The organism is Nonomuraea sp. NPDC049129 (genome assembly GCF_040648495.1).
GTDB lineage: Bacteria > Actinomycetota > Actinomycetes > Streptosporangiales > Streptosporangiaceae > Nonomuraea.
This window is the reverse complement of sequence record NZ_JBEZDU010000013.1, coordinates 1-26,867: the sequence shown is the minus strand read 5'-3', so window position 1 is coordinate 26,867 and position 26,867 is coordinate 1. Positions and strand designations below refer to the sequence as shown.

General features: G+C 71.0%; 27 protein-coding genes. 21 read left to right on the top strand and 6 right to left on the bottom strand.

Annotation, left to right across the window (positions count from 1 at the left end; translation table 11 throughout):
* The first annotated feature begins 28 nt into the window (after positions 1-28).
* From AB0B64_RS34910 to AB0B64_RS34840, 15 genes are read left to right on the top strand one after another with little or no spacing between them, the layout of a single operon-like run.
* The gene (locus tag AB0B64_RS34910) at positions 29-349 is read left to right on the top strand and encodes a TcmI family type II polyketide cyclase (RefSeq protein ID WP_357951560.1); all 321 of its coding nucleotides are present in this window, start codon (positions 29-31) and stop codon (positions 347-349) included.
* Positions 349-768 (top strand): cupin domain-containing protein, encoded by a 420-nt coding sequence (locus tag AB0B64_RS34905; RefSeq protein WP_357951561.1) that lies wholly within the window; start codon positions 349-351, stop codon positions 766-768. The genes AB0B64_RS34910 and AB0B64_RS34905 overlap by 1 nt, the downstream gene beginning before the upstream one ends.
* Complete coding sequence (locus AB0B64_RS34900; protein WP_357951562.1) at positions 768-2,036, top strand: beta-ketoacyl-[acyl-carrier-protein] synthase family protein; 1,269 nt, start codon at positions 768-770, stop codon at positions 2,034-2,036. The genes AB0B64_RS34905 and AB0B64_RS34900 overlap by 1 nt, the downstream gene beginning before the upstream one ends.
* On the top strand, positions 2,033-3,256 hold the full coding sequence (locus AB0B64_RS34895) for a ketosynthase chain-length factor (RefSeq protein ID WP_357951564.1): 1,224 nt from the start codon (positions 2,033-2,035) through the stop codon (positions 3,254-3,256). Before AB0B64_RS34900 ends, AB0B64_RS34895 begins: the two co-directional genes overlap by 4 nt.
* 15 nt (positions 3,257-3,271) lie before the next feature.
* A complete protein-coding gene (locus AB0B64_RS34890) occupies positions 3,272-3,538 on the top strand; it encodes an acyl carrier protein (RefSeq protein ID WP_357951566.1) in 267 nt (88 codons plus the stop codon).
* Between the two features lie 3 nt (positions 3,539-3,541).
* Positions 3,542-3,997, top strand: a complete 456-nt coding sequence (locus tag AB0B64_RS34885) for an SRPBCC family protein (RefSeq protein WP_357951567.1) — start codon at positions 3,542-3,544, stop codon at positions 3,995-3,997.
* A 3-nt stretch (positions 3,998-4,000) separates the two neighbouring features.
* Entirely contained in the window at positions 4,001-4,462 is a 462-nt protein-coding gene (locus AB0B64_RS34880) for a DUF1772 domain-containing protein (RefSeq protein ID WP_357951569.1), read from the top strand.
* A 17-nt stretch (positions 4,463-4,479) separates the two neighbouring features.
* Positions 4,480-5,205, top strand: coding sequence for an SDR family NAD(P)-dependent oxidoreductase (locus tag AB0B64_RS34875; RefSeq protein WP_357951571.1), 726 nt, complete (start codon positions 4,480-4,482; stop codon positions 5,203-5,205).
* A gap of 2 nt (positions 5,206-5,207) precedes the next feature.
* Positions 5,208-5,531, top strand: coding sequence for an antibiotic biosynthesis monooxygenase family protein (locus AB0B64_RS34870; RefSeq protein WP_357951573.1), 324 nt, complete (start codon positions 5,208-5,210; stop codon positions 5,529-5,531).
* Positions 5,528-5,836: an antibiotic biosynthesis monooxygenase gene (locus AB0B64_RS34865; RefSeq protein WP_357951575.1), complete on the top strand. Its 309-nt coding sequence runs from the start codon at positions 5,528-5,530 to the stop codon at positions 5,834-5,836. Before AB0B64_RS34870 ends, AB0B64_RS34865 begins: the two co-directional genes overlap by 4 nt.
* Before the next feature lie 36 nt (positions 5,837-5,872).
* Positions 5,873-6,334 (top strand): DUF1772 domain-containing protein, encoded by a 462-nt coding sequence (locus AB0B64_RS34860; protein WP_357951577.1) that lies wholly within the window; start codon positions 5,873-5,875, stop codon positions 6,332-6,334.
* A gap of 58 nt (positions 6,335-6,392) precedes the next feature.
* Positions 6,393-7,121 carry an SDR family NAD(P)-dependent oxidoreductase gene (locus AB0B64_RS34855; protein ID WP_358182711.1) on the top strand — a complete coding sequence of 243 codons (729 nt, stop codon included), beginning with the start codon at positions 6,393-6,395 and terminating at the stop codon, positions 7,119-7,121.
* 13 nt (positions 7,122-7,134) lie between these two features.
* Positions 7,135-7,518, top strand: coding sequence for a SchA/CurD-like domain-containing protein (locus AB0B64_RS34850; protein WP_357951581.1), 384 nt, complete (start codon positions 7,135-7,137; stop codon positions 7,516-7,518).
* Positions 7,515-8,387, top strand: a complete 873-nt coding sequence (locus AB0B64_RS34845; protein WP_358182708.1) for an NAD(P)-dependent oxidoreductase — start codon at positions 7,515-7,517, stop codon at positions 8,385-8,387. Before AB0B64_RS34850 ends, AB0B64_RS34845 begins: the two co-directional genes overlap by 4 nt.
* Positions 8,380-11,487 (top strand): AMP-binding protein, encoded by a 3,108-nt coding sequence (locus tag AB0B64_RS34840; protein WP_358182705.1) that lies wholly within the window; start codon positions 8,380-8,382, stop codon positions 11,485-11,487. Before AB0B64_RS34845 ends, AB0B64_RS34840 begins: the two co-directional genes overlap by 8 nt.
* A 54-nt stretch (positions 11,488-11,541) precedes the next feature.
* Here the strand turns inward: AB0B64_RS34840 and AB0B64_RS34835 are convergent, their stop codons facing one another.
* Genes AB0B64_RS34835 through AB0B64_RS34815 form a run of 5 tightly spaced genes read right to left on the bottom strand, consistent with a single transcriptional unit; the run spans position 11,542 to position 16,338 of the window.
* A complete protein-coding gene (locus tag AB0B64_RS34835) occupies positions 11,542-12,582 on the bottom strand; it encodes an NAD-dependent epimerase/dehydratase family protein (protein ID WP_357951586.1) in 1,041 nt (346 codons plus the stop codon).
* A gap of 4 nt (positions 12,583-12,586) precedes the next feature.
* Complete coding sequence (locus tag AB0B64_RS34830; RefSeq protein WP_357951587.1) at positions 12,587-13,957, bottom strand: acetyl-CoA carboxylase biotin carboxylase subunit; 1,371 nt, start codon at positions 13,955-13,957, stop codon at positions 12,587-12,589.
* 5 nt (positions 13,958-13,962) lie between these two features.
* On the bottom strand, positions 13,963-14,457 hold the full coding sequence (locus tag AB0B64_RS34825; RefSeq protein WP_358182702.1) for a biotin/lipoyl-containing protein: 495 nt from the start codon (positions 14,455-14,457) through the stop codon (positions 13,963-13,965).
* Positions 14,450-16,102 (bottom strand): acetyl-CoA carboxylase carboxyltransferase subunit alpha, encoded by a 1,653-nt coding sequence (locus tag AB0B64_RS34820; protein ID WP_357951591.1) that lies wholly within the window; start codon positions 16,100-16,102, stop codon positions 14,450-14,452. The genes AB0B64_RS34825 and AB0B64_RS34820 overlap by 8 nt, the downstream gene beginning before the upstream one ends.
* Positions 16,096-16,338: a DUF6059 family protein gene (locus AB0B64_RS34815; protein ID WP_357951592.1), complete on the bottom strand. Its 243-nt coding sequence runs from the start codon at positions 16,336-16,338 to the stop codon at positions 16,096-16,098. Before AB0B64_RS34815 ends, AB0B64_RS34820 begins: the two co-directional genes overlap by 7 nt.
* A gap of 930 nt (positions 16,339-17,268) precedes the next feature.
* On the opposite strand from AB0B64_RS34815, the gene AB0B64_RS34810 reads away from it, so the two are divergent.
* A complete protein-coding gene (locus AB0B64_RS34810; RefSeq protein ID WP_358182699.1) occupies positions 17,269-19,050 on the top strand; it encodes a BTAD domain-containing putative transcriptional regulator in 1,782 nt (593 codons plus the stop codon).
* Positions 19,051-19,088: 38 nt separating this feature from the next.
* Here AB0B64_RS34810 and AB0B64_RS34805 read toward each other — a convergent pair whose 3' ends face one another.
* Complete coding sequence (locus AB0B64_RS34805) at positions 19,089-20,240, bottom strand: nucleotide disphospho-sugar-binding domain-containing protein (protein WP_357951596.1); 1,152 nt, start codon at positions 20,238-20,240, stop codon at positions 19,089-19,091.
* Between the two features lie 169 nt (positions 20,241-20,409).
* On the opposite strand from AB0B64_RS34805, the gene AB0B64_RS34800 reads away from it, so the two are divergent.
* The 5 genes from AB0B64_RS34800 to AB0B64_RS34780 are packed head-to-tail and all read left to right on the top strand — an operon-like array spanning position 20,410 to position 26,709.
* Positions 20,410-21,600, top strand: coding sequence for a nucleotide disphospho-sugar-binding domain-containing protein (locus AB0B64_RS34800; protein ID WP_357951597.1), 1,191 nt, complete (start codon positions 20,410-20,412; stop codon positions 21,598-21,600).
* Positions 21,601-21,631: 31 nt separating this feature from the next.
* A complete protein-coding gene (locus AB0B64_RS34795; RefSeq protein ID WP_357951599.1) occupies positions 21,632-22,465 on the top strand; it encodes a class I SAM-dependent methyltransferase in 834 nt (277 codons plus the stop codon).
* Positions 22,462-24,924: a PEP/pyruvate-binding domain-containing protein gene (locus AB0B64_RS34790; protein ID WP_358182696.1), complete on the top strand. Its 2,463-nt coding sequence runs from the start codon at positions 22,462-22,464 to the stop codon at positions 24,922-24,924. The genes AB0B64_RS34795 and AB0B64_RS34790 overlap by 4 nt, the downstream gene beginning before the upstream one ends.
* Before the next feature lie 5 nt (positions 24,925-24,929).
* Positions 24,930-25,901: an ABC transporter ATP-binding protein gene (locus AB0B64_RS34785; RefSeq protein ID WP_357951616.1), complete on the top strand. Its 972-nt coding sequence runs from the start codon at positions 24,930-24,932 to the stop codon at positions 25,899-25,901.
* A complete protein-coding gene (locus AB0B64_RS34780; protein ID WP_357951602.1) occupies positions 25,870-26,709 on the top strand; it encodes an ABC transporter permease in 840 nt (279 codons plus the stop codon). Before AB0B64_RS34785 ends, AB0B64_RS34780 begins: the two co-directional genes overlap by 32 nt.
* Positions 26,710-26,867: the final 158 nt, after the last annotated feature.

The following is a 26,867-nucleotide window of genomic DNA, read 5'->3' as shown; positions in this document are numbered from 1 at the left end:
TAACTAGTCGTCCCGTGAAGGAGCAACGGTGCATCGAACGCTCATCGTCGCCCGGATGGATCCCAAAGACGCGGACTCGGTCGCCCGTCTCTTCGAGGAGTCGGACGCGACGGATCTGCCGCACCGGGTCGGGGTCTCCGGCCGTGCGCTCTTCCAATTCCAGGGACTCTACTTCCACCTCATCGAGGCCGAGGGCCCCGTGGACGCGCGGCTGGCCGAACTGCGCACAGACCCGCTCTTCACCGATCTCAATGAGCGGCTCAAACCGTACATCGGCGCCTACGATCCGGCCACCTGGCGCTCTCCCGCCGACGCGATGGCCCAGACCTTCTACACCTGGAGCCGCTGATGTCCCGCTTCACCGTGATCTCGGCGGCGCAGGTGCCGCCCAACCGGCGCAGGGGCGGCGAACTGCGCGTGGTGCTCGGTCCCGCGACGACCGGTGCCACCACCGGGTTCCTCGGCGTGCTCAGACTCGATCCCGGCGAGCACATCGCCGAGCACTACCACCCCTACTCCGAGGAGTTCCTCTACGTCACCGGCGGCGAGCTGGTGGTCAGGCTGGACGGCGAGCACCTGACCGTGCGGGCGGGTGAGGGCGTGCTGGTCCCCAAGGAAGTCAGGCATCGGGTGTGGAACGACAGCGGCGAGCCGGCCGAGGCCGTCTTTCACCTGTGCCCCCTGGCCCCCCGTCCCGAGCTGGGCCACGTCGACACCGAGCCGTTGCCCGCCGCGCACGAGCCCGCACTCCAGGTCGAGGCCGGCTGATGGGCGCCCGGCATGCGGTGATCACCGGCATCGGCGTCGTCGCCCCGGGTGGCCTCGGGGTGAAGGCCTTCTGGTCGCTGCTCACCGAGGGCAGGACGGCCACCCGCCCCATCTCCGCCTTCGACGCGACCGGGTTCCGCTCCAGAATCGCCGCCGAATGCGACTTCGACCCCGCCCACGAGGGTCTCACCCCGCGCGAGACCCGCAGGATGGACAGAAGCGCTCAGTTCGCCGTGGTGGCCGCCCGCGAGGCGCTCGCCGACAGCGGCTGGCCCCAGGACGACGGGCCCCGCGACCGCGTCGCCGTCGTCATCGGCAGCGCGGTCGGTGCCACCGTCGGCCTGGAGAACGAGTACCTGGTGGTCAGCGACGTCGCCCGTGACTGGGTCGTCGACCACCGCTACGCCATGCCGCACCTGTACGAATATCTGGTCCCCAGTTCCACGGCCGTCGAGGTCGCCTGGCTGGTGGGCGCGGAGGGCCCGGTCACCACCATCTCCACCGGATGCACCTCGGGCCTGGACGCCGTCGGCCACGCCCTGGCCCTCATCGAGGAGGGTGTGGCCGAGGTCGCCATCGCCGGTGCCACCGACGCGCCCATCTCGCCGATCACCGTCGCCTGCTTCGACGCCATCAGGGCCACCTCACCCAACAACGCCGAACCCGAGTCGGCCTCGCGCCCCTTCGACAAAGAACGCGACGGGTTCGTACTCGGAGAGGGCGCGGCCGTCTTCGTCATCGAGGAGCGGGAGGCCGCCCGCCGCAGGGGAGCCCACGTCTACGCCGAGATCTCCGGCTTCGCCAACAGGAGCAACGCCTTCCACATGACCGGCCTGCGGCCCGACGGCCGGGAGATGGCCGAGGCGATCAGGGGCGCCCTGCGGCACGCCAGGGTGGATCCCACCGACATCGGCTACATCAACGCCCACGGTTCCGGCACCCGCCAGAACGACCGGCACGAGACGGCGGCCTTCAAGCACAGCCTCGGCGAGCACGCCTACCGCGTCCCGATCAGCTCGATCAAGTCCATGGTCGGCCACTCGCTCGGCGCGATCGGCTCCATCGAGATCGCCGCGTGTGTCCTCGCCCTGGAACATCAGGTCGTCCCGCCCACGGCCAACCTGCGCGTCGCCGACCCCGAATGCGACCTGGACTACACGCCGCTCACCGCGCGCGAGGTCAGCATGGACACCGTGCTGACCGTGGGCAGCGGGTTCGGCGGTTTCCAGAGCGCCATGCTGCTGACCGCCCCCGGGCGGGCGGAATGAACGCCGTCGTCACCGGGCTGGGCGTCGTCGCGCCCAACGGCACGGGCGTGGACGCCCACTGGGCCGCCGTTCTGGCCGGCACCAGCGGCATCGGCCCCATCAGCCGCTTCGAGGCGGGCGACTACCCGGTACGGCTGGCCGGCGAGGTCGCCGACTTCACCGCCGCCGAACGCCTGCCCAGCCGGCTGGTCGCCCAGACCGACCGCTGGACGCAGCTCAGCTTGTACGCGGCTCAGGCGGCGCTCGCCGACGCGGGCCTGAGCGCCGAGGACCTGGCCGGATTGGACGAGTACGGGCTGGCCGTGATCACCGCCAGCTCCTCGGGCGGCAACGAGTTCGGCCAGCGCGAGATCGCCGACCTGTGGCGGCACGGCCCGCAGCGGGTGAGCACCTACCAGTCGATCGCCTGGTTCTACGCCGCCACCACGGGCCAGATCTCCATCAGGCACGGCATGCGCGGCCCCTGCGGGGTCGTCGTGGCCGAGCAGGCCGGCGGGCTGGACGCGCTGGCGCAGGCGGTGAGCGCGCTCCGCTCGGGGTCGCGGCTGGTCGTCACCGGTGGTACCGAGGCCCCGCTCAGCCCGTACGCGCTGGTCTGCCAGCTCTCGGGCGGCCGCCTCAGCCACCGCGACGACCCCGGCTCCGCCTACCTGCCCTTCGATGTGGACGCCTGCGGCCACATCCCGGGCGAGGGCGGCGCGATCCTCATCGTCGAACCCGAGCAGGAGGCCAGAGAACGCCACGCGCCGCAGGTCTACGGCCGGGTCGCCGGTCACGCCGCCACCTTCGACCCGCCCCCGGGCAGCGGCGGGCGCCCCACGTTGTACCGCGCGGCCGAGCTGGCTCTCCAGCGCGCGCAGATCACGCCCGAGCAGGTGGACGTGGTCTTCGCCGACGCCGCGGCCGTTCCCGAACTCGACCGGGCCGAGGCCGAGGCCATCACGCGGCTGTTCGGGCCGCGAGGTGTCCCGGTGACCGCGCCCAAGACCATGCTCGGCCGCCTGTACGGCGGCGGCGCACCGCTTGATCTGGCAGCGGCCCTGCTGTCGATCCGCGACGGCGTGATCCCGCCGACCGTCGGGGTGCGCGAGCTCGCTCCCGCCTGCGCCGGCCTCGATCTCGTCACCGAGACCAGGCCGGCGCCGGTGCGCCGCGCGCTCGTCCTGGCCAGGGGTTTCGGCGGATTCAACTCCGCGGTCGTCGTCACGGCGGCCGCCTGATGAGAAAGGCAACAGATGCCGGGTTTCACGCTCGACGACCTACGCGTGATCATGCGTTCCTGCGGCGTCGAGGAATCCCTCGACTTCGAAGGCGACATCAACGACATCCATATCGCCAACCTCGGCTACGACTCCCTGGCGATGCTGCAGATCGCCTCGCTGATCGAGCGGGAGACCAGCATCACCATCGACGACGCCGCGTTCGCTGAGCTCGACACGCCACGCACGATCATCCACTACGTCAACGCACAGATTGTCAACGCACAGATTCAGGCGGGCTGACATATGGCCGTACACACCGACAATTCCATCCTTATCTCCGCACCCATGGACCTGGTCTGGGACCGGACCAACGATGTGGAGTCCTGGCCGTCGCTGTTCAGTGAGTACGCCTCGGCCGAGGTGCTGGAGCGCCAGGGCGACGTGATCAGGTTCCGGCTCACCATGCACCCCGACCACAACGGCATGGTGTGGAGCTGGGTGTCCCAGCGCACCCTCGACCCCGTGACGCGCACCACCAGGTCCTACCGGGTGGAGACCGGCCCCTTCAAGTACATGAACCTGTTCTGGGAGTACCTGCAGACCCAGGAAGGCGTCCTGTTGCGCTGGGTGCAGGACTTCGAGATGAAGGCGAACGCTCCGCTGGGCGACGGCGACATGGCCGAGCGGGTCAACGGCAACAGCGTCGTCCAGCTCGAGCGCATCAAGAAGATCATCGAGACCGACGCGGCGGCGGGCTGACCCGTGATCAGGTTCCTGCTCCCGGTGGCGCTGCTGGGCAACGGCCTCGCGGCCGGTGACATGTTCTGCACGGCCGTGGGCCTGGCACCGCTCATGCTGACCCTGCCCTACGGCGGCTACGTGCGCCTCGTGCAGTTCCTGTGGCCGCGCTACGACCCCGCGGTGCCCGCCATCAACCTGGCCACCCTGCTGCTGGACCTGGTCATGGCGGTCATGACCGGGCAGCCGGTGCCGCGGCTGCTCTTCGGGGCGGCCGCGGCACTGATCGGCGCGGTGATCGTGATCTCGGTGGCGAAAGCCGTACCGATCAACCGCTATGTGATGGCACTGGACCCCGAGGCCTGCCCCGCCGACTGGGGCGAGCGCGACCCTCGGCTGCGCTGGCGCAACTGGAACCTGGTCCGCACCGTGCTGATGGTCGCCGCACTCGCGGCCAACGCCGTCGGCGCGGCAGTCCTGACCTGATCATCTTTGGAGGAGACATGCGACTCGATGGCAAGAGAGTCCTGCTGACCGGTGGCACCCGGGGCATCGGCCATGGCCTGGCGCTGGCGCTGGCGCGGGCCGGGGCGCGGCTGGTCACCTGCTACCGCAGCGACGAGGACGCCGCGAAGCTCCTGGCCGCCGAGCTGGACGAGCTGGGCGAACACAAGGTGGTGCGCGCCGATGTGACGGACGCCGGCGACGTCGCCGCGCTCATCGACGAGTGCGGGACGTACCTGGGCGGCCTGGACGTGCTCGTCAGCAACGCCGGCACCATCAGCCACGTGCCCTTCGGCGAACTCGCGGTCGAGGAGTGGCAGCGGGTGCTGGACACCAACCTGACCTCGATGTACCGCCTCGTACGGCAGGCACTGCCGCTGCTGGGTGAGGGCGCCTCGGTCATCGGCATCGGCTCGCGCTCGGCCTTCGTCGGCATCCCCCAGCGCGCTCACTACACCGCCGCCAAGGCGGGCCTGGTCGGGCTGGTCCGCTCGCTGGCCAAGGAGCTGGGACCACGCGGGATCCGCGTCAACCTCGTCTCGCCGGGCGTCATCGACCCGGGGGACGGCACCCTGCCCGAGCCGGTCAGGCAGCGTTACGAGGGGCTCACCGCGCTGGGCAGGCTCGGCACCCCCGAAGAGGTGGCGGGGCCCGTGCTGTTCCTGGCGGGCGACCAGGCCGGCTATGTCACCGGCGAGACCATCCACGTGGACGGAGGGATTTGAGCATGAGCGCTGATGTCTTTCGAGTGATGCTCCGCATGGAGGTGCTCCCCGGCAAGGGGGCGGAGTTCGAGAAGGTCTGGCACGACAGCGCGGCCACCATCACCGGCCAGCCCGCCAACCTCGGCCAGTGGCTGTCCCGCAGCGCGGAAGAGGACGGCGTCTACTACATCGTCAGCGACTGGGTCGGGGAGGAGCCGTTCCGCGCCTACGAGCGCAGCGAGGCGCACCTACGGCACCGCGGCCGGCTGCATCCCTACCGGTCCAGCGGTTCGATGACGACCATGCACGTCGTCCACGATCTGGCCGGCGCGGCGCGGCGGTCATGAGCAACAGACTGCGGGTCCTGCTGCACACCGTGGCCCCCGAGTCCGGGCCGTCGGGGCTGGAGCAGGCGTACCGGCAGATCAGTGAGGAACTCGCCGGCACCCCGGGACTGCTGGGCAACGAGCTCATGCACTCGCTCCTGGACCCCGGCACCTTCGTGGTGATGAGCGAGTGGGAGAGCCTGGAGGCCTTCCGCGTCTGGGAGGAGGGCTCGACCCACCGCCAGAGCACCGCGCCGTTGCGCCCCTACCAGGACCAGCGACGCCAGGATCGCTACGGCATCTACGAGGTCGTCGCTTTCTACTGAGCCGCCTTTCACGGAGTACCTGACGGAGGTCTTCACGTGCTCGCCGTACTGGACGTTCTCGCGCTCGTCGGGAGCGGCGTCACCGCGGGCGTGCTGTTCTGCGTCGCGCTGAGCATCGTGCCCACCTTCGCCGCGCTGCCCCCCGACACCTACATCCAGGTGCACCGGCTCGTCGGCCGCAACTACGACCCCACCATGCCGATCATCGTCATCGGCACGACCCTCGCCGCCGCGGCGCGGGCCACCCTTACGGCCGGCTGGCCGCAGCGCCTGCCGTTCACGCTGGCCGCCGTGCTGCTGCTGGCCGTGTCCCTGGTCTCGCACCTGGGCAACGTGCCCATCAACCGCCTGGTGAAGTCGCCGGAGCGGGACGTGCCGCACTCGCGCCTGACCGACCTGCGGCGCAGGTGGCGCGCCCTGAACCTGCTCCGCACCGGGCTGGCCCTGCTCGCCCTGGCCTGCATGGCCATCGCCACGGTGGCCTCGCCACACACATGAGCTCGAGGAGGAGTTATGGACGTGGAGGAGTGATGGACGAGTGATGGACGAGAGAGCGATGGACACTGCTCTCGCAGGCAAGCGCCTGCTTGTGACGGGAGGCACCAGGGGGGTCGGCAGAGCCACGGTGCTGGCCGCCGCGCGGGCCGGAGCCCGCGTGGTGACCTGCTTCCACGCCGACGAGGCGGCCGCCGCCGCCCTCTCGGCCAAACTGGGCACCCCGCACCGGATCGTCCGGGCCGACCTGACAAGAGCCGACGACGTCGCCCGCCTGGCCGCCGAGTGCCGTACGGAGTTCGGCGGGCTGGACGCCGTGATCAACAACGCGGGCGTAGACGGTCACAGCCGCTTGGCGGACCTGGACGAGCTGGAATGGCAGCGCGTACTCGGGCTGGACCTGACCTCGGTCTTCCGGGTCACCCAGGCATGCCTGCCGCTGCTCGGCCCAGGCTCGGCGATCGTCAACGTCGCGGCATCGGCCGCGCTGCGCGGCGTACCGGGACGCTCCCACTACACCGCGGCCAAGGCCGGGATATTCGGCCTGACCCGCTCCCTGTGCAAGGAGCTGGGACCTCGCAACATCCGGGTCAACGCCGTGGCACCCGGGATCATCGACACCGGAGGTGGCGATCCGCTGCCGCCGCCCGTCGTCGAGCGCATCAAGAGCATGACGGCCCTGGGCCGCCTGGGCCGCCCGGAAGAGGTGGCCGCCGCCTCCCTCTACCTGGCGGGCGACCTGTCGGCCTACCTGACAGGCACCACCCTGACCGTCGACGGCGGCATCTAGCGGAGGAGGGGCCATGCCCTACGCAGCCATCACCTACAACGTCAAGCCCGGCCACGAGGACGAGATCGCGGCCATCTTCGCCGACTTCCAGCGCGTCGACACTCCCGAACTGCGCGACGAGGAAGGCAAGATCGCCGGCCGCCTGCTCGGCACGGCCGTGTTCATCAACGACGCGACCCTCGTCAGGTTCATCCACTATGAGGGCGCGATCGAGCACGTGGCCAGGCACATGGCCGGGCACAAGGGCGTGCACCTGATCGAGGAGAAGCTCAAGCCCTACCTCGCCGGCCCCCGCGACACCGGTACCACCGAGGGGTTCAAGCGGCACTTCTCGGCGAGCCTGATGCGCTGCATCTCCCAGCTGTCGGCCGAGCCGGCGAAGGAGACGACGGCGTGATCGCCGTCATCGGCCTGGGCGGGATGGGAACGGGCCTGGCCCACCGGTTGCTGGCGGCGGGATTCCCCGTCGCGGTCCACAACCGGACTCCCGGGAGGGCCGAGTCCCTCGCCGGGGCGGTCGTGGCGGCCTCACCCCCGGAGGCCGTGGCCGGCGCCGAGCTGGTCCTGCTCTGCCTCAGCGACGAGGCCGCCGTCGACGCCGTCCTGACCGCGCGGGTGCTGGCGGAGGTGAAGCCGGACGCCGTGATCGTCAACACCTCCACCGTGTCGCCCGGCTACTCCCGGCTCCTGGCCGGGCGGGTCGTCGCCGCCGGACGGCGCTTCGTCGAGGCGAGCCTGCTGGGCAATCCGTCGCAGGCGCGCGCGGGCGAGCTGCGGGTGCTCACCGCGGGGGAGGCGGAGGACGTCGCGGTGGCGCGCCCCGTGCTGGACGCGCTGGGCAAGGAGGTGATCCATCTCGGGCCCACAGGTCAGGCCGCTGCCTTCAAGCTCGTCTTCAACCTGCTGCTCGGCGCGCAGGTCGCCTCTCTCGCCGAAGCCGTCGTCTACGGCGTGCGGGCCGGGATCTCCCGCGAGCTGCTGCTGGACGCGATCGCCGCCAGTGGCTTCAGTTCCAAGGTGATGGCCTTCCGCGCCGGCATCATGCGCGAACGCCGCTACGAACCCGCCGCCTTCAGAGCCAGATTGATGGAGAAGGACCTGCGCCTGGGTATGGCGGCCGCCGCCGAGCTGGGCGTCGCCCTCCCGGTCGCGGAACGCGCGGCCGAGCGCTTCGCCGCCGTCATCGCCTCGGGCGACGGCGATCTGGACGCCGCGGTCCTCATCGAGCTGGCCGAGCGCGAAGCGGCGGCGGGTGCGCATGAGTGACGGGGCACCGGTGCTGCGCGGGCCCGTCGTCTCCTACGAGCACGGCGAGCACATCGACGAATGGATCGACCGGCAGGCCTCGCTGCACCCCGCCGCCCCTGCTCTGCGCTGGCGCGGCCAGGAGACCTCCTACGCCGACCTCGTCGTCGACGCCGAGACGATGGCGGGGGCGCTGGCCAAGCGCGGCGTCGGCCCCGGCGACGTGGTGCCGGTCAGGATGCGGCGCGGCCCCCGCATGGTCGCGGCGCTGCTGGCCGTACTGAAGAGAGGCGCGGCCTACGCGGCGGTCCCTCCAGACTGGCCGCGGGCCCGCTACGAGCAGCTCACCGACCTGGTCACCCCCCGCGTGGAGATCACCGGCGCGGGCGGGACACTGCGCCACGGCGTCGTCACCGCCGCCACGCTGCTACGCGAGGGCTGGCGCCTGCCGCCCGCCGAGCCACCCGAACGCGGCTCGGGGACCGACCCCTGCTGCGTCTTCCTCACCTCGGGCAGCACCGGCACCCCCAAGGCCGTGCTGGCGCCGCACCGAGGCGTGATCCGTACCGCGCTCGACCCGCTGCACACCCTGGACGGGCCGATGAACTCGCTGCAGAGCGCGTCCGTCGCCTGGGACGTGTTCGCGATGGAACTGTGGGTCCCGCTGATGCGCGGCGGATTCTGCATGCTGCACGAGGAGGGGCACCTGACAGCCGCGGGCATCCGCGACGCGGTCGCCCAGGGCGTCAACGTGCTGGCCCTGCCCGCCGTGCTGTTCAACGCGGCCCTCGACGACGACCCCCGCTGCCTGGACGGCATCGAGCTCATGGTCACCGGCGGCGAGCGCGCCTCGGGCCGGCATTTCGCCGCGGGCGTGCGCGAGCACCCAGGGATGCGCCTGGTCCACGCCTACGGACCCGTCGAGAGCTCCATCTGCGCCACCGCCCACCTGGTGACCAGCGCCGAGGAGGGAGAGGATGTGCCGATCGGCCGTCCCGTGGCCAACACGACGGTGTACCTGCTGGACGCGGAAGGGCGGCTGAGTGCCCCCGGTGAGCTCGGTGAGATCGCGATCGGCGGCGACGGACTGGCCATCGGCTACCTCGGTGATCCCGAGGCCACCGCCGACCGCTTCCCCACACTCGAGCTGGACGGCGAGCCGCGACGGGTCTACCTGACCGGCGACCTGGCCAGGATCGACGACTCAGGCGACCTGGTCTTCGCCGGCCGCCGCGACCGCCAGATCAAGCTGCGCGGCTTCCGCATCGAGCTCGGCGAGGTCGAGCACGTCATCGAGCGCGTCCCAGGGGTCGGGCGCGCCGCCGCGTTCGCCCTGCCCGCGGGCACGCGGGTGCCGGTACGGCTGGCCGCCTGCTACACCACCGACGCCGGCACCCGGGTCGGCCCGAAGGCCCTGCGCGAGTACCTGCTGAGCCGCCTGCCCGAGGCGTTCGTCCCCGACACGCTGGTCCCGCTCGCGGCGCTGCCGCTGCTGGCCAACGGCAAGGTGGACTACGCCGCGCTCCCCGGCCTGCTCCCCGATCCTGACGACGCCGGCGGCGCCGCCGAGCAGGAGCGGGACAACCCCGCGCCGATCGGCCCCGAGCTGCGGACGATCATGGAGCTCGCCGGTGACCTGCTGGACCGGCCGATCGGCCAGGGGGACGACCTGTTCGTCAGGGGCGGCACCTCGCTCACCGCCGTACGGCTGGCCAACCGGATCCGGGTCAGGCTGGGGCAGGTCATCGCCGCCGCCGACATACTGGAGCGCCGTACCCCGGCGCGGATCGCCAAGCTCCTGCACCCGGGTTCCATGACCTGCGCGGAGGCGGAGGACGGCAGCCCGGACTGGCTCGACGGGCTACCGCTCAACCAGTACAGATTCTGGCTCAGCGAGTGGCTCAGCCCCGAGCACGACCAGGCGCTGATCGGCATGGAGTATCGGCTGCGCGGGCCGCTGGACCGAGCGGCCCTGGCCGCCGCCGTCGACACCGTGGTCGGCTGGCACGAGTCGCTGCATACCCGGCTGCCGGCCGTACGACGCAGACCGGCCATCGAGATCCTCGACCCCGCGTCCCTGCCCTCCGTGTTCACCGTCGCCGAGCCGGCGGGCGACCTGGCGGCGGCGCGGCAGCTGGCCACGGCCTTCGCCCGGCGCCGCTACCACATCGGGCGCGAAACCCCGCTCGGGGTGCTGCTCATCCCGCTGGGCACCGATGATCACCTGCTGGTGCTGTCGGCGCACCACTCGGGGTTCGACGGCTGGTCGGAAGTCCTGTTCTGGCGGGACGTGGGCCAGGTCTACGCCGACCTGGTCGCGGGCCGCCGTCCGCCGGACCGCGTCCCGACCTCCTTCCACCGCGTGATCGCCAAGCAGGAGCGGTGGGCGGCGCCCCGCTACGACGACGCGTGCCGTTTCTGGGCCGACCACCTGGCGGGGATGCCCGCGTTGCCGCTGCCCGGCCCGGCCGACGAGGTCGGTCCCGCGGCCGAGCTCGTCCTGGCGATCGACCAGAGCCTGCTGGAACGGGCGGCGCGGGCCGCGGCGCTCGCGGGCGGCACCGTGACGGCGCTGTTCCTGGCCGCCTACGTTCGCGCGCTGCGCGCCCACACCGGCGCGGACGACTTCCCCGTGACGGTGCCCGTGGCCGCCAGGTCCATCCCCGAGACCGAAGACGTGATCGGCTGCTTCGCCTCTCTCATCACCCTGCGCTTCCCCGGGCTCTCCGCCCATCCGATGGCGGCGGTCAGAGCAGTCGCCGACGGCCTGCGCGCGGCGGTCTCCTCGCCGGTCGTGCCGATCGACAGGTTCTACGACCCGCCGGCCGACGCACCCCGGCACCCGCTGCTCCAGGTCCGCTTCGCCATGCACGACTACGCACCGGGCCGGATCGAGCTGCCCGGCATCACCTGCGAGGGCGAGCGCATCGGGCCCGCCCGCGAACGCAGTGACGTGGCCTTCGAGGTCTGGCCCGCGCCGCGGCCTCGTGCCATGCTGCGCTACCGCTCCGACGTGCTCACCGAACCCGAGGCCCGGCGCCTGGCCGACCGCTGCCTGGCCGAGGCCGAGTCCCTCGTCACATCCCTGTCCGCCGGAGACTCCGCGATTCCAAGAGCCTGACGACCAGGGCCGCAGCTCTCAGGCGGCCCTGGTCGTCTCCCCGGCCCGTGGTTCTCAGGTTCGCATGGGGGCGGTGGCGAACTCCTTCATGCCGTCCTCGAAGGCCACAGTGGGGGCCCAGCCGAGCTCGCTCCTGAGGCGGGCGGGGGAGGCCACGAGGTGGCGCACATCGTCGAAGCGGCAGCGGCCGGTGATCACCGGCGCGGGGCCTCCCGACAGGTCGGTAAGAGTGTGGGCGAGCTGCCCGACCGTCCTGGGCGCTCCCGTCGCCACGTTGTAGGCGCGGAACCCCGGGCGGTCCACCCCTATCGCGGCCACATTGGCCAGCGCGATGTCGCGGACGTGGATGAAGTCCCTGCGCATCGCGCCGTCTTCGAACAGCTCGATGGCCTGCCCGTTCTGCAGGACCGAGCGGAAGACGCAGGTGACCCCGGAGTAGGGGGAGTCGTGTGACATGCCGGGGCCGTACACCTGGTGGTAGCGCAGCGCCACCGCCGTGCCGCCGGTCTCCCTGGCCCATGCTCCCACCAGGTGCTCCTGGGCCAGCTTGGTCGCACCGTACACATTGAGCGGGGCCAGCCGGTCGTCCTCGTCGAGATCGGCGGGCGCCGTCGTGGACCCGCAGCGGGGGCAGAGCGGGTCGAAGCGGCCCTCGGCCACGTCGGCGGGCGAGCGCGGCCCCGGCGACACGCGGCCGTGCTCGGCACAGGTGTAGACGCCCTCACCGTAGATGACCACGGAGCTGGCGAAGACGAGCCTGCCCATTCCCGCCTTCGTCATCGCGGCCAGCAGGATCGCCGTGCCCATGTCGTTGATCGACGCGTACTCCGGCGCGTCGGAGATGTGGTGCCCGCGGCCCACCATCGCGGCCTGGTGGCACACGACATCGACCCCGCTTATCGCCGCCTCCACGGTGCCGGGATCGCGGACGTCCCCATGGATGAACTCCACGTCGTCGGGGAAGTCGGGCAGCCGTCCCCCGTGTACGGCCGGCAGCAGGGCGTCCAGGACCCGCACCTCGTGACCTTGCTCCCGCAGGGCCTCCACGATGCGGGTCCCGATGAACCCGGCTCCTCCCGTGACCAGAACGCGCATGTCTCTAATGCCTTTCGGAGCGGTCGCCGAACTGGTCGAGCATCTCCTCGACCAGCGTTGTCGAGTGGGTGCCCGCCGCGAAGGCGGGATGGTCGATGACCTGCCGCAGGAAGCCGGCGGTCGTGTGGAGGCCCGCGCCCTCGATCCGGAACTCCGCGAGGGCCCGGTCCATCCGGCGCAGGGCGGCCTCCCTGCCGGGCGCCCACACGACGACCTTGGCCAGCAGTGAGTCGTACTCGGGACTGATCCGCTGTCCGGCGTGGCCGTGCGTGTCGACCCTGGTGAAGGGACCGCCGGGCGGGACGAAGGTGTCCAGCACCCCGGGCGTCGGCATGAAGGCCCGCGCCGGGTCCTCGGCGTTGACGCGGCACTCGACGGCCACCCCCCGCGGCGCCACGTCGTCCTGGGTGAGCGACAGCGGCTCCCCGGCCGCGATCAGGATCTGCTCACGCACCAGGTCGATCCCGGTGACCATCTCGGTCACCGGATGTTCCACCTGCAGCCGGCAGTTGGCCTCCATGAAGTAGAAGCCGTCCTTCTCCACGAGGAACTCGAACGTGGCGGCTCCGGTCAATCCCAGGACACGGGCGGCGTGCGTCGCGGCGGAGGTCATCCCGTCGAGCAGGCAGGCCGGCAGCCCTGGCGAAGGCGTCTCTTCCAGCAGCTTCTGCCGCCTGCGCTGGACCGAACAGTCTCGCTCACCCAGATGGACGACGCCGCCGTGCTGGTCGGCCAGGACCTGAACCTCGACGTGGCGGCTGGATCGCAGGTAGCGCTCCACGTAGACGCGGTCGTCACCGAACAGGGACCGCGCCTCGGCCCTGGTCCTGGCGAAGGCTCCGGACAGCTCGCGCGGATGGTCGACCACGGCCATGCCGCGCCCGCCACCGCCGGCGCTGGCCTTGATGATGACCGGGTAACCCAGATGGTCGGCCGCCTCCTGGGCCTGCACGGCCGTCGAGGTCGCGGTACGGCTGCCCGGCAGCACGGGGAGCCCGGCGCCCACCACGGCGGTACGCGAGTGGACCTTGTCGCCCAGGGTGGACAGCACCCGCGGAGACGGGCCGATGAAGGTGAGGTCGTGGTCGGCGCAGACCTCGGCGAAGTCGGGATCCTCGGACAGGAAGCCATACCCCGGGTGGATGGCGTTCGCGCCGCAGAGCCTGGCGGCCTCGATGACGGCGGGGATGTTCAGGTAGCTGTGACGCGCGGGCGCGGGGCCGATCTGGACGGCCTGGTCGGCCAGCCGTACGGCGGGTGAGTCCGCGTCGGCTGTGGAGTGCGCGACGGCGACCCTGATGCCGAGTTCCTTGCAGGTGCGGACGATCCGCAGCGCGATCTCCCCGCGGTTGGCCACGAGTATGGTCTTGAACATGGCGCTCAGGAGGTTTCCGGGATGATGACGAACAACTCCTGGCCGTACTCGACGGGTGTGCCGTCGATGACGCAGGCCATGGCCACATGGCCGGCCACGTCGGCGTCGATCCTGTTCATCAGCTTCATCGCCTCGAGGATGCCGAGCTGCTGACCGGCGACGACGTAGTCGCCCACCTGGACGAACGGCTTCTCTCCCGGGGCGGGCGCCGCGTAGAAGGTGCCGACGAGCGGGGCGGCGACCGCGTGTCCGGACACGGTGGGAGGGGTGGCGGGCGGATCGGTGGAAGGGACGGTGGGCGGATCGGTGGGCGGATCGGTGGAAGGCGTGGCGGGCCAGGCCAGCTCCACCTCGGCGCCGGAGAAGGCGAGCCGCAGGTGCGCCACGGGGCGGTCGCGGGTGGCGTCCAGAATCCCGATGAGGTGATGCCGCAACGTTGCCAGGGCTCCCGTGGCCGCCGAGTCCTGCGGTGGTGCGTCCGTTGGTGGTGTGTCAGTCATGGAAGTCTCCCGTTCCCGGGCCCCCGTACAGGGAGAAGCGCCTGCGGCGCTCCTCTACCAGTACGGCGGGCTCCAGCTCTGCAAGCTCGTCCAGATGAGCGGCGACCGCGTCCTTGACGGCCATGGAGGTGGCCTGCGGATCGGTGTGGGCGCCGCCGGGCGGTTCGGGGATGACGGCATCGACGATGCGGTGTCGTAGCAGCCCGTGCGCCCCGAGCTGCAGGGCCGCGGCGGCGCGCGGCGCGGCGGCCGGGTCACGCCACAGGATGCTGGCACAGCCCTCGGGGCTGATCACCGAATAGACGGCGTTCTCCAGGGCCAGCACCCGGTCGGCCACCGCCAGCGCGAGAGCTCCGCCGCTGCCTCCCTCACCGGTGATGACGCTGACGATGGGAACCGGCAGTCCGGACATCAGACGGAGGTTCTCCGCGATGGCGAAGGCCTGGCCGCGCTCCTCGGCCTCCTGCCCGGGATGGGCCCCCGGCGTGTCGACGAGCGTCAGCACGGGCAGCCGCAGCTTGGCGGCCAGCCGCAGCAACCGCCTCGCCTTGCGGTAACCGGCGGGCGAGGGCATCCCGAAGTTGCGGGCGATCCGCTCACGTAGGTCGTGGCCTTTCTGGACGCCGATCACCACGATCGGCCGCCCGGCCAGGTCGCCGACGCCGCCGATGATCGCCGGGCAGTCGCCGGAGGCGCGGTCGCCACGCAGTTCCTGGAACCCGTCCACGATGGCGTCCACGTGGTCGAGCGCGGTGGGCCTGCCGGGATCCCTGGCGAGTTGCACGGCCCGCCACAGATCGGCGTCGTCAGGGCGGCCCATGACCCGGCTGACCCTCGCGCACGGCACACGGGGAGGTCGCTCGCCGTCGGCGGTGGCGAGCAGCCGCCCGATGACCTCGCGCAGCTCGGCGCGCGGCACGATGGCGTCGATCAGGCCATGCTCCAGCAGGAACTCCGCCGTCTGGAAGCCATCGGGCAGCCGATGGCCGATCGTCTGCTCGATCACACGCGGCCCCGCGAAGCCCATGCGCGCCCTCGGCTCGGCCAGGATCACGTCGGCGAGCGCGGCGAAGGAGGCGGCGACACCGCCGTAGGTAGGGTCGGTGACCAGCGAGATCGTCAGGATTCCCGCCTCGTCCAGCCTGGTCAGGGCCTGGCTGGTCTTGACCATCTGCATGAGGGCCAGGGCCCCCTCCTGCATGCGCGCCCCGCCCGAGGCGCTGATGAGGATCAGCGGGATCCGGTCGTTCAGGGCCTGTCGCGCCGCCCGCTCGATGCGCTCACCGACGCCGCCGCCCAGGCTGCCGCCGAGGAAACGGAAGTCCATCGCGCCCGCGACGAGGGGACGCCCCATGATCGTGCCCGTCGCGCACACGATCGCCTCATCCAGCCCTGTCGACTCGCGTGCCTGTTCCAGGCGCTCGCGGTAGGGGCGGATGTCGGTGAAGTCCAGCGGGTCGTCGGCGTCGGGCGGTGCCGGCAGTTCCTTCCACTCCCCGTCGTCGAACAGCAGCTCAAGGCGGTGGCGGGCGTCGAGCCGCCCGTGGTGCCCGCATTCGGGGCACACCTGCAAAGTGCGGGCCAGCCGCCGGTCGTACACGGGGGTGCGGCAGCTCTCGCAGCGCGCCCAGGTCCCTTTCACCATCGGGCCTCATCGGGGGCGTTGCCGAACTGGGCCCAGAGTCGCCTCTCCTCGTCGGAGGGCCGCAGGTGCGATACGAGACGCTCAGGGTGCCCGGGGACCATCGCCTCCTCGGGAGGCATCCAGTCCCCCGACCATGAATAATGGGAGTGGCCAATCGCCGCCAGACCTGTCGTCAAATAGCGGGCGAATGCCCGGGATTTCGTCCAGAAAAATTTTCCGATGATTTTCAGGGACATCGCACGCCCTTTGTTAACAGCCGGTTACCTTACCGGATGTGAGCAATTGTCATATTCTCCGCCTCGCTCGATTGGCGGCGCGAGAAGATTGTTGGGGACGTCCTTCCTTGTGACTCTGCGTCTCGCCGCTCGAGGATCGGTAGAGATCGACTTGAGGTGCGACAATCCGACTATCGGTCATAAGAAGTGTTATGTCAGACAAACGGAACATAGCTCGCATTGTTGATCATTGTGTCGTGTGGTGCCAGGTAGGCGTCGGTCCGCCGATCCCGTCGGCGCCGAGCAGCTCCAGGGCCTCCTGGGGCGCGGGTGATCCGGCGGCGCCGGCTCGCCCGCGCCGCAAGGGGCCCTGGTTGCGGACGGTAGGCGCCTCATCCGTTAAGTGACACATAACGCGGTTCTGGACTGTCCCCAATGACTGTTGACAATGTTCTTTGGAATGTTGGGCAATTCTTGACAGCCTAACGGTGACGCACTCGTCACTTTCGGAAACATTGCCAGGTCGACCCGCTTCGTTGTGGACGCGGCCCGCGGCAGAGTTGCCAGGGAATAGCCAGCTTCGGCGGCCTGTCCGGATTTATGTTCAGATGCTGTCACAAACCCTGGACTTTCAATAACATGCTTCTATATGTTGCTCGATGTGACTTAGTCAGAGCGCCTCTGGCGCCGTATGTCGGAGGTGGCGCAGGCCGGAGGGCGAGCTGAAAGGCTTCGCCCTAACGGGGAATTCGCGTCGAGTCTCAGGTGGTTCTCGGGGTCTTCGTAGCACTGTCTCGGGCCGGATGATCGTGGCTTGCCCTTCCGGCTACCGGAGGCGTTGGAGCTTGCTGCCGCCCGTGGAGACGCCTGGCGCTTGGCGGGTCAAGCGAAGGCTGGTGGCATATGCAATTCCGTGTGCTGGGTCCACTTGAGGTCACTGAGGGCGATAAAGTGCTGACGCCGAGTGCGCTCAAGCAGCGTACCGTGCTCGCTCTGCTGGTGACCCATCGCAACCGCGTCGTGCCGGTCAGTACGCTGATCGAGGAGATCTGGGGCGAGTCGCCGCCCAAGAGCGCGGTCACTACCCTCCAGACGTACGTCTACCAGGTCCGCAAACTGTTCGCCGTGCACGCGGGACAGCACGCCGACGACATCCTCATCACCAAGCCACTCGGCTATGTGGCCGCCATCTCGCCCGACGACCTCGACCTGACCGTGTTCGAGAAGCTCCTGGCCAGGGGGCGGGCGGCTCTGGACACGGGCCAGGTCGAGGAGGCCTCCACCGCGCTCCACTCCGCCCTTCGCCTGTGCAGGGGGAGCGCGCTGCCCGACGTGCAGCGCGGGGCGCTGCTCTCCGCGCAGGTCGCCAGGATCGACGAGGCCATGTTGCGCGCGCTGGTCCTGCGCGTCGAAGCCGACCTGCAGCTGGGGCGGCATCACGAGCTGGTCAGCGAGTTGCGCGCGCTGGTCGCCGAGAACCCGCTGCACGAGGATCTCTACGCCAAGCTGATGATCGCGCTCTACCGGTCCGACCGGCGCTCCACCGCGCTGGAGGTCTACCACGAGTTGCGCTGCTCGCTCAACCGGGAGCTCGGGCTCGACCCGTCCCCCGCCCTGCGGCGCCTGCACCAGGAAGTGCTGTCCGACGCGCCTTCGCTGCAGCCTCCCGTGCAGGCCCGTACGTGGGGTGGCACGATCCTGCAGAACGTGCAGCTCGCGCAGCTTCCGCCGGACATCGGCGACTTCGCGGGAAGAAACGATGATTTGGCCGACCTGGACAGGCTGCTCACCCCGCGCGAGACCGCCCCGAGGGTGGTCGTGCTGACGGGGTCGGCGGGCATCGGCAAGTCGGTGCTCGCCAGCAGGGCCGCCCACCGGGTGAGAGACCGGTTCCCCGACTGCCAGCTCTACGCCGACCTGGCCGGCGACACCGGGCCGGCCGATCCCGCCGAGGTGCTCGCCGGGTTCCTGCGGACGGTCGGAGTGCGCCCCGATCTGATCCCCAGCAGCCTGCGCGGTCGTGAGCAGCTCTTCAGGGCCTGGGGTGCCAACCGGGCGGGACTGTTGCTGCTCGAGAACGCCACCTCCGCCGCCTTGTTACGGCCGCTCCTGCCGAGCGGCCCGCACTGGGCGGTCGTGGTCACCAGCCGCTCCGTGCTGACCGGGCTGGCGGGAGCCGACCACCTGCGCATCGGCCTGCTCACCGTCGAGGAGGCGGTGGAGATGCTCGGCAACATCGTCGGGAAGGAGCGAGTGGCCGCTGAGCCCGAGGCCGCCGTCGATATCGTCACGATGTGCGGGCTGTGGCCGCTGGCCATCCGTACGGCGGCCGACCGCCTGGTCGCCGCGCCGCACTGGACGCTGGACAAGCTGGTCGTACGGCTCAGCGACGAGTGCGACAGGCTCAGCGAGCTGCGCACCGAGGACCTCGACATCCGCGCGGAGATCGCCTCCAGCTACCAGGAACTCGACGATGTCGAGCGGTCGGCCGTGCTCACCCTGGCGGCGGCCAAGACCTCCATCTTCACTCTTGGCGCGGCCGCGTCGATGCTGGAGGGCGACAGACAGCTCGTGGACAGCACGCTCGACAGCCTGGTCATCAGGCAGTTCCTGCACACCGCCGTCGAGCAGGGCCTGCCCAACGGCGACATCGGCTACCAGATCCCCGTGCTGTTCCGGCTGTTCGCCATGGAGCTCCTGGAGACCGTCGGGCCGATCCTGGGTCTTGTCTAGTCAGCCGCCGGCTCGGGCGCCGACCAGCATGCGCCGGCTCAGGCACCTGCGTATGCGCCGGCCAGCTCGGTGAGGGTGGTCACCGCCTCGGCCGGACTCGGCTGGGCGGCGTTCTCCGCCGCCACCTCGAGGGCGGCCCGCCGTACCGACTGGTCGCTCAGCAGGACTCGTACCGCCTGCCTCGCCTCGGCGGCGTCCAGCTGGGGGTAGGGCACTGACAGGCCGACGCCGCGCGCGGCCACGCGCTCGGCGTTGACCAGCTGGTCGCCCTTGACGGGCACGACGAGCTGGGGGACGCCGCACGCGGCGGCCGTCATCGTGGTGCCCGCTCCGCCCTGGTGGACGACGGCGGCACAGGTCGGCAGCAGCAGGTTCAGCGGGACGCCGCAGGCGACCCTGACCCCTGGAGGCAGGTCACCGAGCAGCTCACGCTGGGCGGGGTCCACCGCGAGCACGATCTCGCCGTCCACGCCGGCCAGGGCGCGCAGCAGTTCCTCCAGCGGCTCCAGATTCCCTCGGGCCTGGGCCAGCGAGGTGCCCCAGGTGACGCAGACCCTGGGTCCGCCCTCGTGCAGCCAGGCCGGCGCGTGGGTGCGCCCGTTGTGCGGGATGTAGCGCATCCGCCACCGCTCGGGCAGGCCGGGAATCTGCAGGCTGGGCGGGCACGGGCACAGCGTCGCCGTCCCCGCCGCGTCGACGCCGGTCAGCCCCAGCCGCTCCCACAGCGGCGCCAGCAGCGGCCACTCGGCGCCCCGCCGCGGCGAGGTGTGGTCGATCCCGTAGGGGAGTCTCACCGAGGGGATGCCGAGCGCCCGCGCCGCCGCGGGTCCGGCGTACTCGCGCGGCTCGAACACCACCAGGTCGGCCGGCCACTCCCGCGCGATGGCGACCACGTCGTCCACGATCGCCTCGGCCGCGAGCCGGAACATCGTCATCGTCCGCGCCGTCCGCTCATCGGCGCCGCCCGCGGGGTCGCCCCTGACGGTCAGGTCCAGGCCGAGCCAGGCGGCGCCCGGGTCGGCGTCGGTGCCCGAGGCGACCGGCTGCAGCCCGGCCTCGGCGATCCGCGCGGCGAAGGACGGCTGGGCGGCGACCCGCACCTCGTGCCCGGCCAGGCGCAGGGCCCAGCCCAGCGGCACCATCGGAAAGTAGTGCGAGGCCGCGGCGTACGTCGTGAAGAGGACCCGCATGAGGCGCTCCTGTCGATGGTGCGATGAGGGTTGGCCGTCAGCGTGGGACCGGCCCCTCGTGAGCCGATCCTGGATCGGTTGAGGCACCCCGGCTCATCGATACTCGAGCGGATCGCGAACGCTCGCTGCGACCGTGACAGCACATGTCACCCGAGGGAGTGGTCGCCCTATGCGCGTGTTGTTCACCACCTGGGCGTGGAGCCCGCATTACTTCCCGATGGTCCCGCTGGCCTGGGCCCTGCGCAACGCCGGGCATGAGGTCCGGGTCGCCGGGCAGCCGGGGATCATCGACCCGATCGTCAACTCGGGTCTGCCCGCGGTCAGCGTGGGCAAGGACATCGACTTCGTGGAGACCGTACGCCAGCAGATGGGCATCGACGGAACAGCGGAGATGACTCCCGAGCGCTGGCGCGAGCTGCGCAAGGGCAAGGGCAAGGCGGCCCTGCGGATCTTCGTGGACCTCGCTGAGGCCATGGTGGACGACCTCGTCGATTTCGGCCGCGCCTGGCGGCCCGACCTGGTGGTGCACACCCCGTCGGGGTTCGCGGGACCGCTGACCGCGGCCGCGCTCGGCGTGCCCAACGTCCGCCATCTCAAGGCGCCCGACATCGCCTACCCGGCGCGGGAACTGGAGGTGGAGCTGCTGGAGCCGCTGCGCAAGAGGCTGGGGATCTCCGCCCCCGTCGACCCGATCGGCGCGTTGACCGTCGACCCGTGCCCGCCGCGCATGCAGGTCCCATCGGAGTACCCCCGGCAGCTCATCCGCTACATCCCCTACAACGGCCCGGGAGTCATGCCGGACTGGCTGCTGGAGCCGGCCGAGCGGCCTCGTGTCTGTGTTACCTGGGGCACCACCCTGGGCAGGCTCAACCCGAACATGGTCCTGGCCGGCACGATGCTGCGGGCCATCGCCGAGCTCGACGTGGAGGTCGTGGCGACCGTCGCCCCCGGGCACGCGGCCCTGGTGGGGGACCTTCCGGCGGGTGTCAGGCTGGTGGAGTCCCTGCCGCTGCACATGCTCCTGCCGACCTGCGACGCCATCGTCCATCAAGGCGGCACGGGCACCACCATGACCAGCCTGGTCTGCGGCGTGCCACAACTGATCGTGCCGCAGTTCCCCGACCACGCCTTCAACGCCGCCCGCCTCGCGGGAGCGGGCGGCGGCATCGTGCTGATGCCCGAAGACGCCGATCCCGAAGCGGTACGCGCCCATGTGCGGCGGCTGCTCGATGACGAGGAACTGCGCGCCTCCGTGCGCAGCCTGCACGACGAGGCGGTGAGCCAGCAGGCCCCCACGGAGATCGTGGGCGTGCTGGAGGATCTCGCCGCCCGCTCACCGCACGCGCCGGCTCACTCCTGATCCCGAAAGTGATCCCGAAAGGTAGATCCGCATGATCGGCAGAAAGCAACTTCCCGAGGACTACCGCAAGTGGAACGAGCGCTGGGGCGCCCCGTTCGGCCACGCCGCCGGTCGGCGCCTGGCCGCGGGCGGGCATCCCACACAGGACGTCCGGGCCGCCCAGCACAACCCGAGCGGCCCCGACTTCGGCCCGTTCGCCTTCCAGCCCGCCAGCCACACGCGCATCTACGAATACCCGTGGGCCTACCTCACGGCCGAGCTCGACTCGCCCAAGCGGCTGCTCGACATCGGCGGCGGCGCCAGCGGCTTCCAGTTCGTGGCCGGCATGGAGGGGCACGACGTGGTCAACGTCGATCCCACGGCCAGGAGCGACTACAACGACTGGAGCGACCCCGGATACATCCTGCTGACCCCCAACCGGCACCAGGTGCTCAACAACACCTTCGGCACCTCGGTCAAGCTCGTCGCCGAGCGGATCCAGGACGCCGACCTCGGGGTCGAGAGCTTCGATCGGATCTTCTGCCTGTCGGTCCTCGAACACCTGGACGCCGCCGAGACGCTGGAGATCATCGACCACTGCGTCAAGCTGCTGCGTCCGGGCGGGATGCTGCTGCTGACCGTCGACCTGTTCCTGGACCTCAAGCCGTTCGGGGTCATGACCAGGAACGTGTGGGGCATCAACCAGGACGTCCACGCCCTGGTCGAGCGCTCAGGCCTGGACCTGGTCGCCGGAGACCCGCGCGAGCTGCTCGGTTTCCCCGAGTTCGACTTCGAGCGGGTCGTGGACCTGCTGCCCGAGCTGTTGATCTCGAAGGTGTACCCGGTGATGACGCAGACGGCCGCCCTGCGGAAGCCGGTCGGGTGAGTTCCGGCACGCTGACGCTCGCCTTGGCCGACCTGGGTGGGGCCACCTCCGCCCAGGTCGGCACCAAAGCGGCCACCTTGGGCGGGCTCATGGCCGCGGGTTTTCTCGTGCCCGGCGGGTTCGTACTCACCACGCGTGCGCTGGCCCTCGCGCTGGAGGAAGGAGTTGTGGCGAAGGGAGCTGTGGCGGAGGGAGCTGCGGGGGAGGGAGCGCTGCCGGAAGGCGGGGTCCCCCGTGAGGTCGCCGATGCCCTGTGCGCGGCCTACGACGCGCTCGGCGGCGGCCCCGTCGCCGTGCGCTCCTCCTCCGCCGACGAGGACCTCCCCGGCCGCTCGTACGCGGGGATGTACGACACGGTGCTCGACGTCACGGGGCACGACGCGCTGCTGGACGCGGTGCGGACCTGCTGGGCCTCGGCCTTCCATGACCGGGTCGCCGCCTACCGGGGTGACCGGGAGCCCTCGATGGCCGTGCTGGTGCAGCGCATGGTTCCCGCCGAGGCGGCTGGGGTGGCCTTCAGCGCCAATCCCGTCACAGGCGACCGGGACGAGACGCTGGTGAGCGTGGTCGCGGGGCTGGGGGAGCGGCTGGTCTCGGGGCAGGCCACGCCCGACGAGTGGTCCGTACGCGAAGGCAGGCCCACGCGGACCGCGGAGTCCGAGAACGCGCTCGGTGAGAAGGAGGTCGCGGCCGTCGCCGACCTGGTCGCCAGGGTCGAGGCGTGGGCGGGGGTGCCGGTGGACGTGGAGTGGGCCTGGTACGGCGGCGCGGTGGCGCTGCTGCAGGCCCGTCCGATCACCACTCTCGGCGACACGGGGGCACCGAACGGATCAGCGCCGCCGCCCGGATTCTGGACGCGTGGCGAGTACTCGCTCAAGCCGCTGTCCCCGATGAACGTCTGCACTCTGATCCAGGCCGTCAATGACTTCAGCACCGAGCTGTTCAGGTTCGCTGTCGCGGACCGCGTACAGGTGCGCAGCATCGAGGGCTGGTCCTACGTCAGGATCGCTCTCATCCACGAGCCCGAAGCCATCCTGAAGCGCCTCACCCGGATCGCGGCGGCCCTGCGCGCCGACGAACCCTGGCAGCTCGTCAGCTCCTGGCACGACACCTGGGAGCCGGAGATCGCCGCGGGCATCGACCGCGCGAAGCGGACCGACCTGGCGGCGCTGACCGACACCGAGCTGCTCGACCGGCTGGCCGCGCTGCACGAACTGGCCGCCGAGGCGCAACGTCTGCACTTTCTGGTGGGCGGCGCATCCAGCCTGGTCTGGGGCGAGCTCGGTGCCTTCTGCGAGGAACTGCTCGGCTGGGACGTGGCCCAGGTTCTCGTGCTGGTGTCCGGGACGCCGGGCAAGACCAGCGAACCCGCGCGCGAGCTGTCCGGCCTGGCGGCCTTGGCCCGCGGTAAGCCCGCCGTCCGGGACTTGCTGCTCCAGGAGGCGGAGGCCGACCGGGTCCTCGCCGCCGATCCCGAGTTCGCCGCCCGGGTGCGGGCGTTCATGGACGTGTACGGCCTGCGCTGCCTCGGCGCCGACCTGGCCGAGCCCACCATGGCCGAACGCCCCGCTTCCCTGCTGCGCCTGGTGGCCGCCCAGCTCGAGGCCCCCGGCCCCGCCGCGGGCACTGAGGCGGCCAGGGCACGGAAGAAGGCGGTCGCCGAGGCCCACGCCCGGCTCGCCACCTCCGGGGACGATTCCGGGAGCGACACGGTCGCCCGGTTCGAGCGGCTGCTGGAGCGCGCGCTCATCGCCTACCCGCTCAGGGACGACACGGCCTTCCATGCCCACACCGCCTGGGGCCTGTTCCGGCTCGGCCTGCTGGAGACGGGCCGTCGCCTCGCCCTGCGTGGCCAGATCTCCGAGGAGGCCGACGTGTTCATGCTGAACCTGGACGAGGTGCGCTCGGCCGTCGCCGACGGCCGGCCGCGAGGCGAGCTGGTCGCCGCCGAGACGGCGCGCGTGGCATGGGCCGCCATGCACATGGGGCCCCAGTCCTACGGGGACCCGCCCACGCTTCCCCCGGTGGCCGAGACGATGGCCGGGCTGGACGCCGACGATCACGCCGCGCTGGCCCCCATGCGCTGGGTCGACGCCGCCTACCGGGTCGGCTCCGAACGCCCGGAACAGAGCCCGGGCGTCCTGCTGCGCGGCGTGGCCGCCTCGGCCGGGCGCTACACGGGGCCGGTCAGGATCCTGGTCAGCGAGGCCGACTTCGCCAAGCTCGAGCCGGGTGACGTGCTGGTCTGCCCGGAGACCACGCCGCAGTGGTCGATGCTGTTCGGCAGTGTCGGCGCGCTGGTCACCGACAGCGGCGGGCTGCTCTCCCACCCGGCGATCATCGCCAGGGAGCACGGCGTGCCCGCCGTCGTCGCGACCGGCAACGCCACCCGGCTGCTGCGCGACGGCCAGCTCGTCACCGTGGACGGCCGGGCCGGACTGGTGGAGGTCCTGTCGTGACGTCGATGTCCGCCATCGAGGCGCGGGACCTTCGCAAGACCTACACCCCACCGTCCGGCGAGGTGCACGCCGTATGCGGCGTCGACCTGGAGGTCGGGCGTGGGGAGTTCTTCGGGCTGCTCGGGCCCAACGGCGCGGGCAAGTCCACGACGATCGGCATGCTGACCACGCTGGTGACCCCCAGCGGCGGCGTCGCGAGGGTGTCGGGCTTCGACGTCAGCCGCGACCCTCTGGAGGTCAAGCGCAGGATCGGCGTCATGGGGCAGTTCAACACCCTGGACCGCGAGCTGAGCGTCATCGACAATCTGGAGTTCCGCGGCCGCTATGTCGGGCTGTCCCGGCGGGCGGCGCGGGCCCGCGCCGAGCTGCTCCTGGAGCAGTTCGAGCTGGCAGACAGGCGCGACGCGGAGGCGGCACAGCTGTCGGGCGGCCAGATGCGCCGCATGATGATCGCCCGTACCCTGATCAACCGCCCCGAGGTGCTCTTCCTCGACGAGCCCACCGCCGGCATCGACCCGCAGACCAGGATCGATCTGTGGGGTGTGCTGCGGGAGATGCACGCGAGCGGCCAGACGGTCCTGCTGACCACCCATCACCTGGAGGAGGCCGAGGCGCTGTGCGAGCGGGTGGCCATCATCGACAAGGGGCGGGTGCTGGCCTGCGACACCGTCGACGCGCTCAAGAAATCCCACGGCGACACCGTCATCACCGCCACCTACGACGTACCGCCGCCCGGCGAGCCGCGGGCCCTGCTCGGGCGCGAGGGCGTCAGCGCGGTGACGGTCTCGGGGGCGCAGATCCGCGTCGTCACCACCCGGCCAGAAGGCCTGTTGCGGGAGTTGATCGACATCGGCGCCGCGCACGGCGCCGACCTGCTGGACATCACCACCCTGCGCCCGAGCCTGGAGAGCGTCTTCCTGGCGCTGACCGGAAGGGAGTACCGCAATGACCACATTGGACATCGCGCCGCCCGCTGAGGAGACGCGGCGCCTGGGCGGGGCCCACACCTTCTGGGCGATGCTGGCCAGGGACGCCAGGGTCGTGCTGCGCAAGCAGTGGTTCACGTTCCTGTCGCGGGTGCTGGTGCAGCCGCTGCTGTTCATGTTCGTCTTCTCGTACGTCCTGCCGGCGGCCCAGCTCTCCCCGGCCGCCGGTGGCGTCTCCTACAGCACGATCATGATCCCTGGCATCCTCGCCACCACGATGATCTACGCCGGCATCATGGGCGTCTCGGTGCCGCTCATCTCGCAGATGTCCTTCCCGCGCGAGATCGAGGACCGGCTGCTGGCCCCCATCCCGCTCTGGGCGCTCGCTCTCCAGAAGATCACCTCGGGCGCGATACAGGCGCTGCTCGCCGCGATCTGTGTCTTCCCGGTTCTCTACTTCACCCACGCTCCCGGGGAGTCGCCGGTGCTGCTGGTGACGAGCTGGCCGCTGTTCGCCGCCGTCGTCGTCTCGGGGGCGCTGCTGTCGTCGTGCCTGGGCCTGCTACTGGGGACGATCATCGACCCCACCCAGTTCAACCTGCTCTTCACCGTGATCATGATGCCGGCGCTGATGCTGGGCTGCGTCTACTATCCCTGGGCCGCGCTCGGCAACCTCCCCTGGCTTCAGGCTCTCGTGTTGCTCAACCCGATCGTCTACCTCAGCGAGGCGTTGCGCGCCGTACTGACACCGGTCATGCCGCATATGCCGCAGTGGGCGTTCATGCTCGCGCTGGTCGGCGGGACCCTGGTGACCGCGCTGCTCTCGATCCGGTTCTTCCGCAAGGCCGTCAGCAAGTAGAGCCGTCAGCGAGTAGAGCCGTCGGCAGGTAGAGCCGTCAGCAAGAAGACGACAGAGGGCGGGGCGGGGGGGGGGGCCCCCCCCCCCCCCCGGGTTTTGTAGTTGGTCGGGGCGGGCCCCCCCCCCCCCCAATAGGGCGACCGGGGGGCGGCGCCGCG

Excerpts from the sequence above, each read along its gene's own strand:
- AB0B64_RS34905 (WP_357951561.1), top strand. The coding sequence starts at position 349 with ATGTCCCGCTTCACCGTGATCTCGGCGGCGCAGGTGCCGCCCAACCGG.
- AB0B64_RS34900 (WP_357951562.1), top strand. The coding sequence starts at position 768 with ATGGGCGCCCGGCATGCGGTGATCACCGGCATCGGCGTCGTCGCCCCG.
- AB0B64_RS34895 (WP_357951564.1), top strand. The coding sequence starts at position 2,033 with ATGAACGCCGTCGTCACCGGGCTGGGCGTCGTCGCGCCCAACGGCACG.
- AB0B64_RS34890 (WP_357951566.1), top strand. The coding sequence starts at position 3,272 with ATGCCGGGTTTCACGCTCGACGACCTACGCGTGATCATGCGTTCCTGC.
- AB0B64_RS34885 (WP_357951567.1), top strand. The coding sequence starts at position 3,542 with ATGGCCGTACACACCGACAATTCCATCCTTATCTCCGCACCCATGGAC.
- AB0B64_RS34875 (WP_357951571.1), top strand. The coding sequence starts at position 4,480 with ATGCGACTCGATGGCAAGAGAGTCCTGCTGACCGGTGGCACCCGGGGC.
- AB0B64_RS34870 (WP_357951573.1), top strand. The coding sequence starts at position 5,208 with ATGAGCGCTGATGTCTTTCGAGTGATGCTCCGCATGGAGGTGCTCCCC.
- AB0B64_RS34865 (WP_357951575.1), top strand. The coding sequence starts at position 5,528 with ATGAGCAACAGACTGCGGGTCCTGCTGCACACCGTGGCCCCCGAGTCC.
- AB0B64_RS34855 (WP_358182711.1), top strand. The coding sequence starts at position 6,393 with ATGGACACTGCTCTCGCAGGCAAGCGCCTGCTTGTGACGGGAGGCACC.
- AB0B64_RS34850 (WP_357951581.1), top strand. The coding sequence starts at position 7,135 with ATGCCCTACGCAGCCATCACCTACAACGTCAAGCCCGGCCACGAGGAC.
- AB0B64_RS34840 (WP_358182705.1), top strand. The coding sequence starts at position 8,380 with ATGAGTGACGGGGCACCGGTGCTGCGCGGGCCCGTCGTCTCCTACGAG.
- AB0B64_RS34835 (WP_357951586.1), bottom strand. The coding sequence starts at position 12,582 with ATGCGCGTTCTGGTCACGGGAGGAGCCGGGTTCATCGGGACCCGCATC.
- AB0B64_RS34830 (WP_357951587.1), bottom strand. The coding sequence starts at position 13,957 with ATGTTCAAGACCATACTCGTGGCCAACCGCGGGGAGATCGCGCTGCGG.
- AB0B64_RS34825 (WP_358182702.1), bottom strand. The coding sequence starts at position 14,457 with ATGACTGACACACCACCAACGGACGCACCACCGCAGGACTCGGCGGCC.
- AB0B64_RS34820 (WP_357951591.1), bottom strand. The coding sequence starts at position 16,102 with ATGGTGAAAGGGACCTGGGCGCGCTGCGAGAGCTGCCGCACCCCCGTG.
- AB0B64_RS34815 (WP_357951592.1), bottom strand. The coding sequence starts at position 16,338 with ATGTCCCTGAAAATCATCGGAAAATTTTTCTGGACGAAATCCCGGGCA.
- AB0B64_RS34805 (WP_357951596.1), bottom strand. The coding sequence starts at position 20,240 with ATGCGGGTCCTCTTCACGACGTACGCCGCGGCCTCGCACTACTTTCCG.
- AB0B64_RS34800 (WP_357951597.1), top strand. The coding sequence starts at position 20,410 with ATGCGCGTGTTGTTCACCACCTGGGCGTGGAGCCCGCATTACTTCCCG.
- AB0B64_RS34795 (WP_357951599.1), top strand. The coding sequence starts at position 21,632 with ATGATCGGCAGAAAGCAACTTCCCGAGGACTACCGCAAGTGGAACGAG.
- AB0B64_RS34785 (WP_357951616.1), top strand. The coding sequence starts at position 24,930 with ATGTCCGCCATCGAGGCGCGGGACCTTCGCAAGACCTACACCCCACCG.
- AB0B64_RS34780 (WP_357951602.1), top strand. The coding sequence starts at position 25,870 with ATGACCACATTGGACATCGCGCCGCCCGCTGAGGAGACGCGGCGCCTG.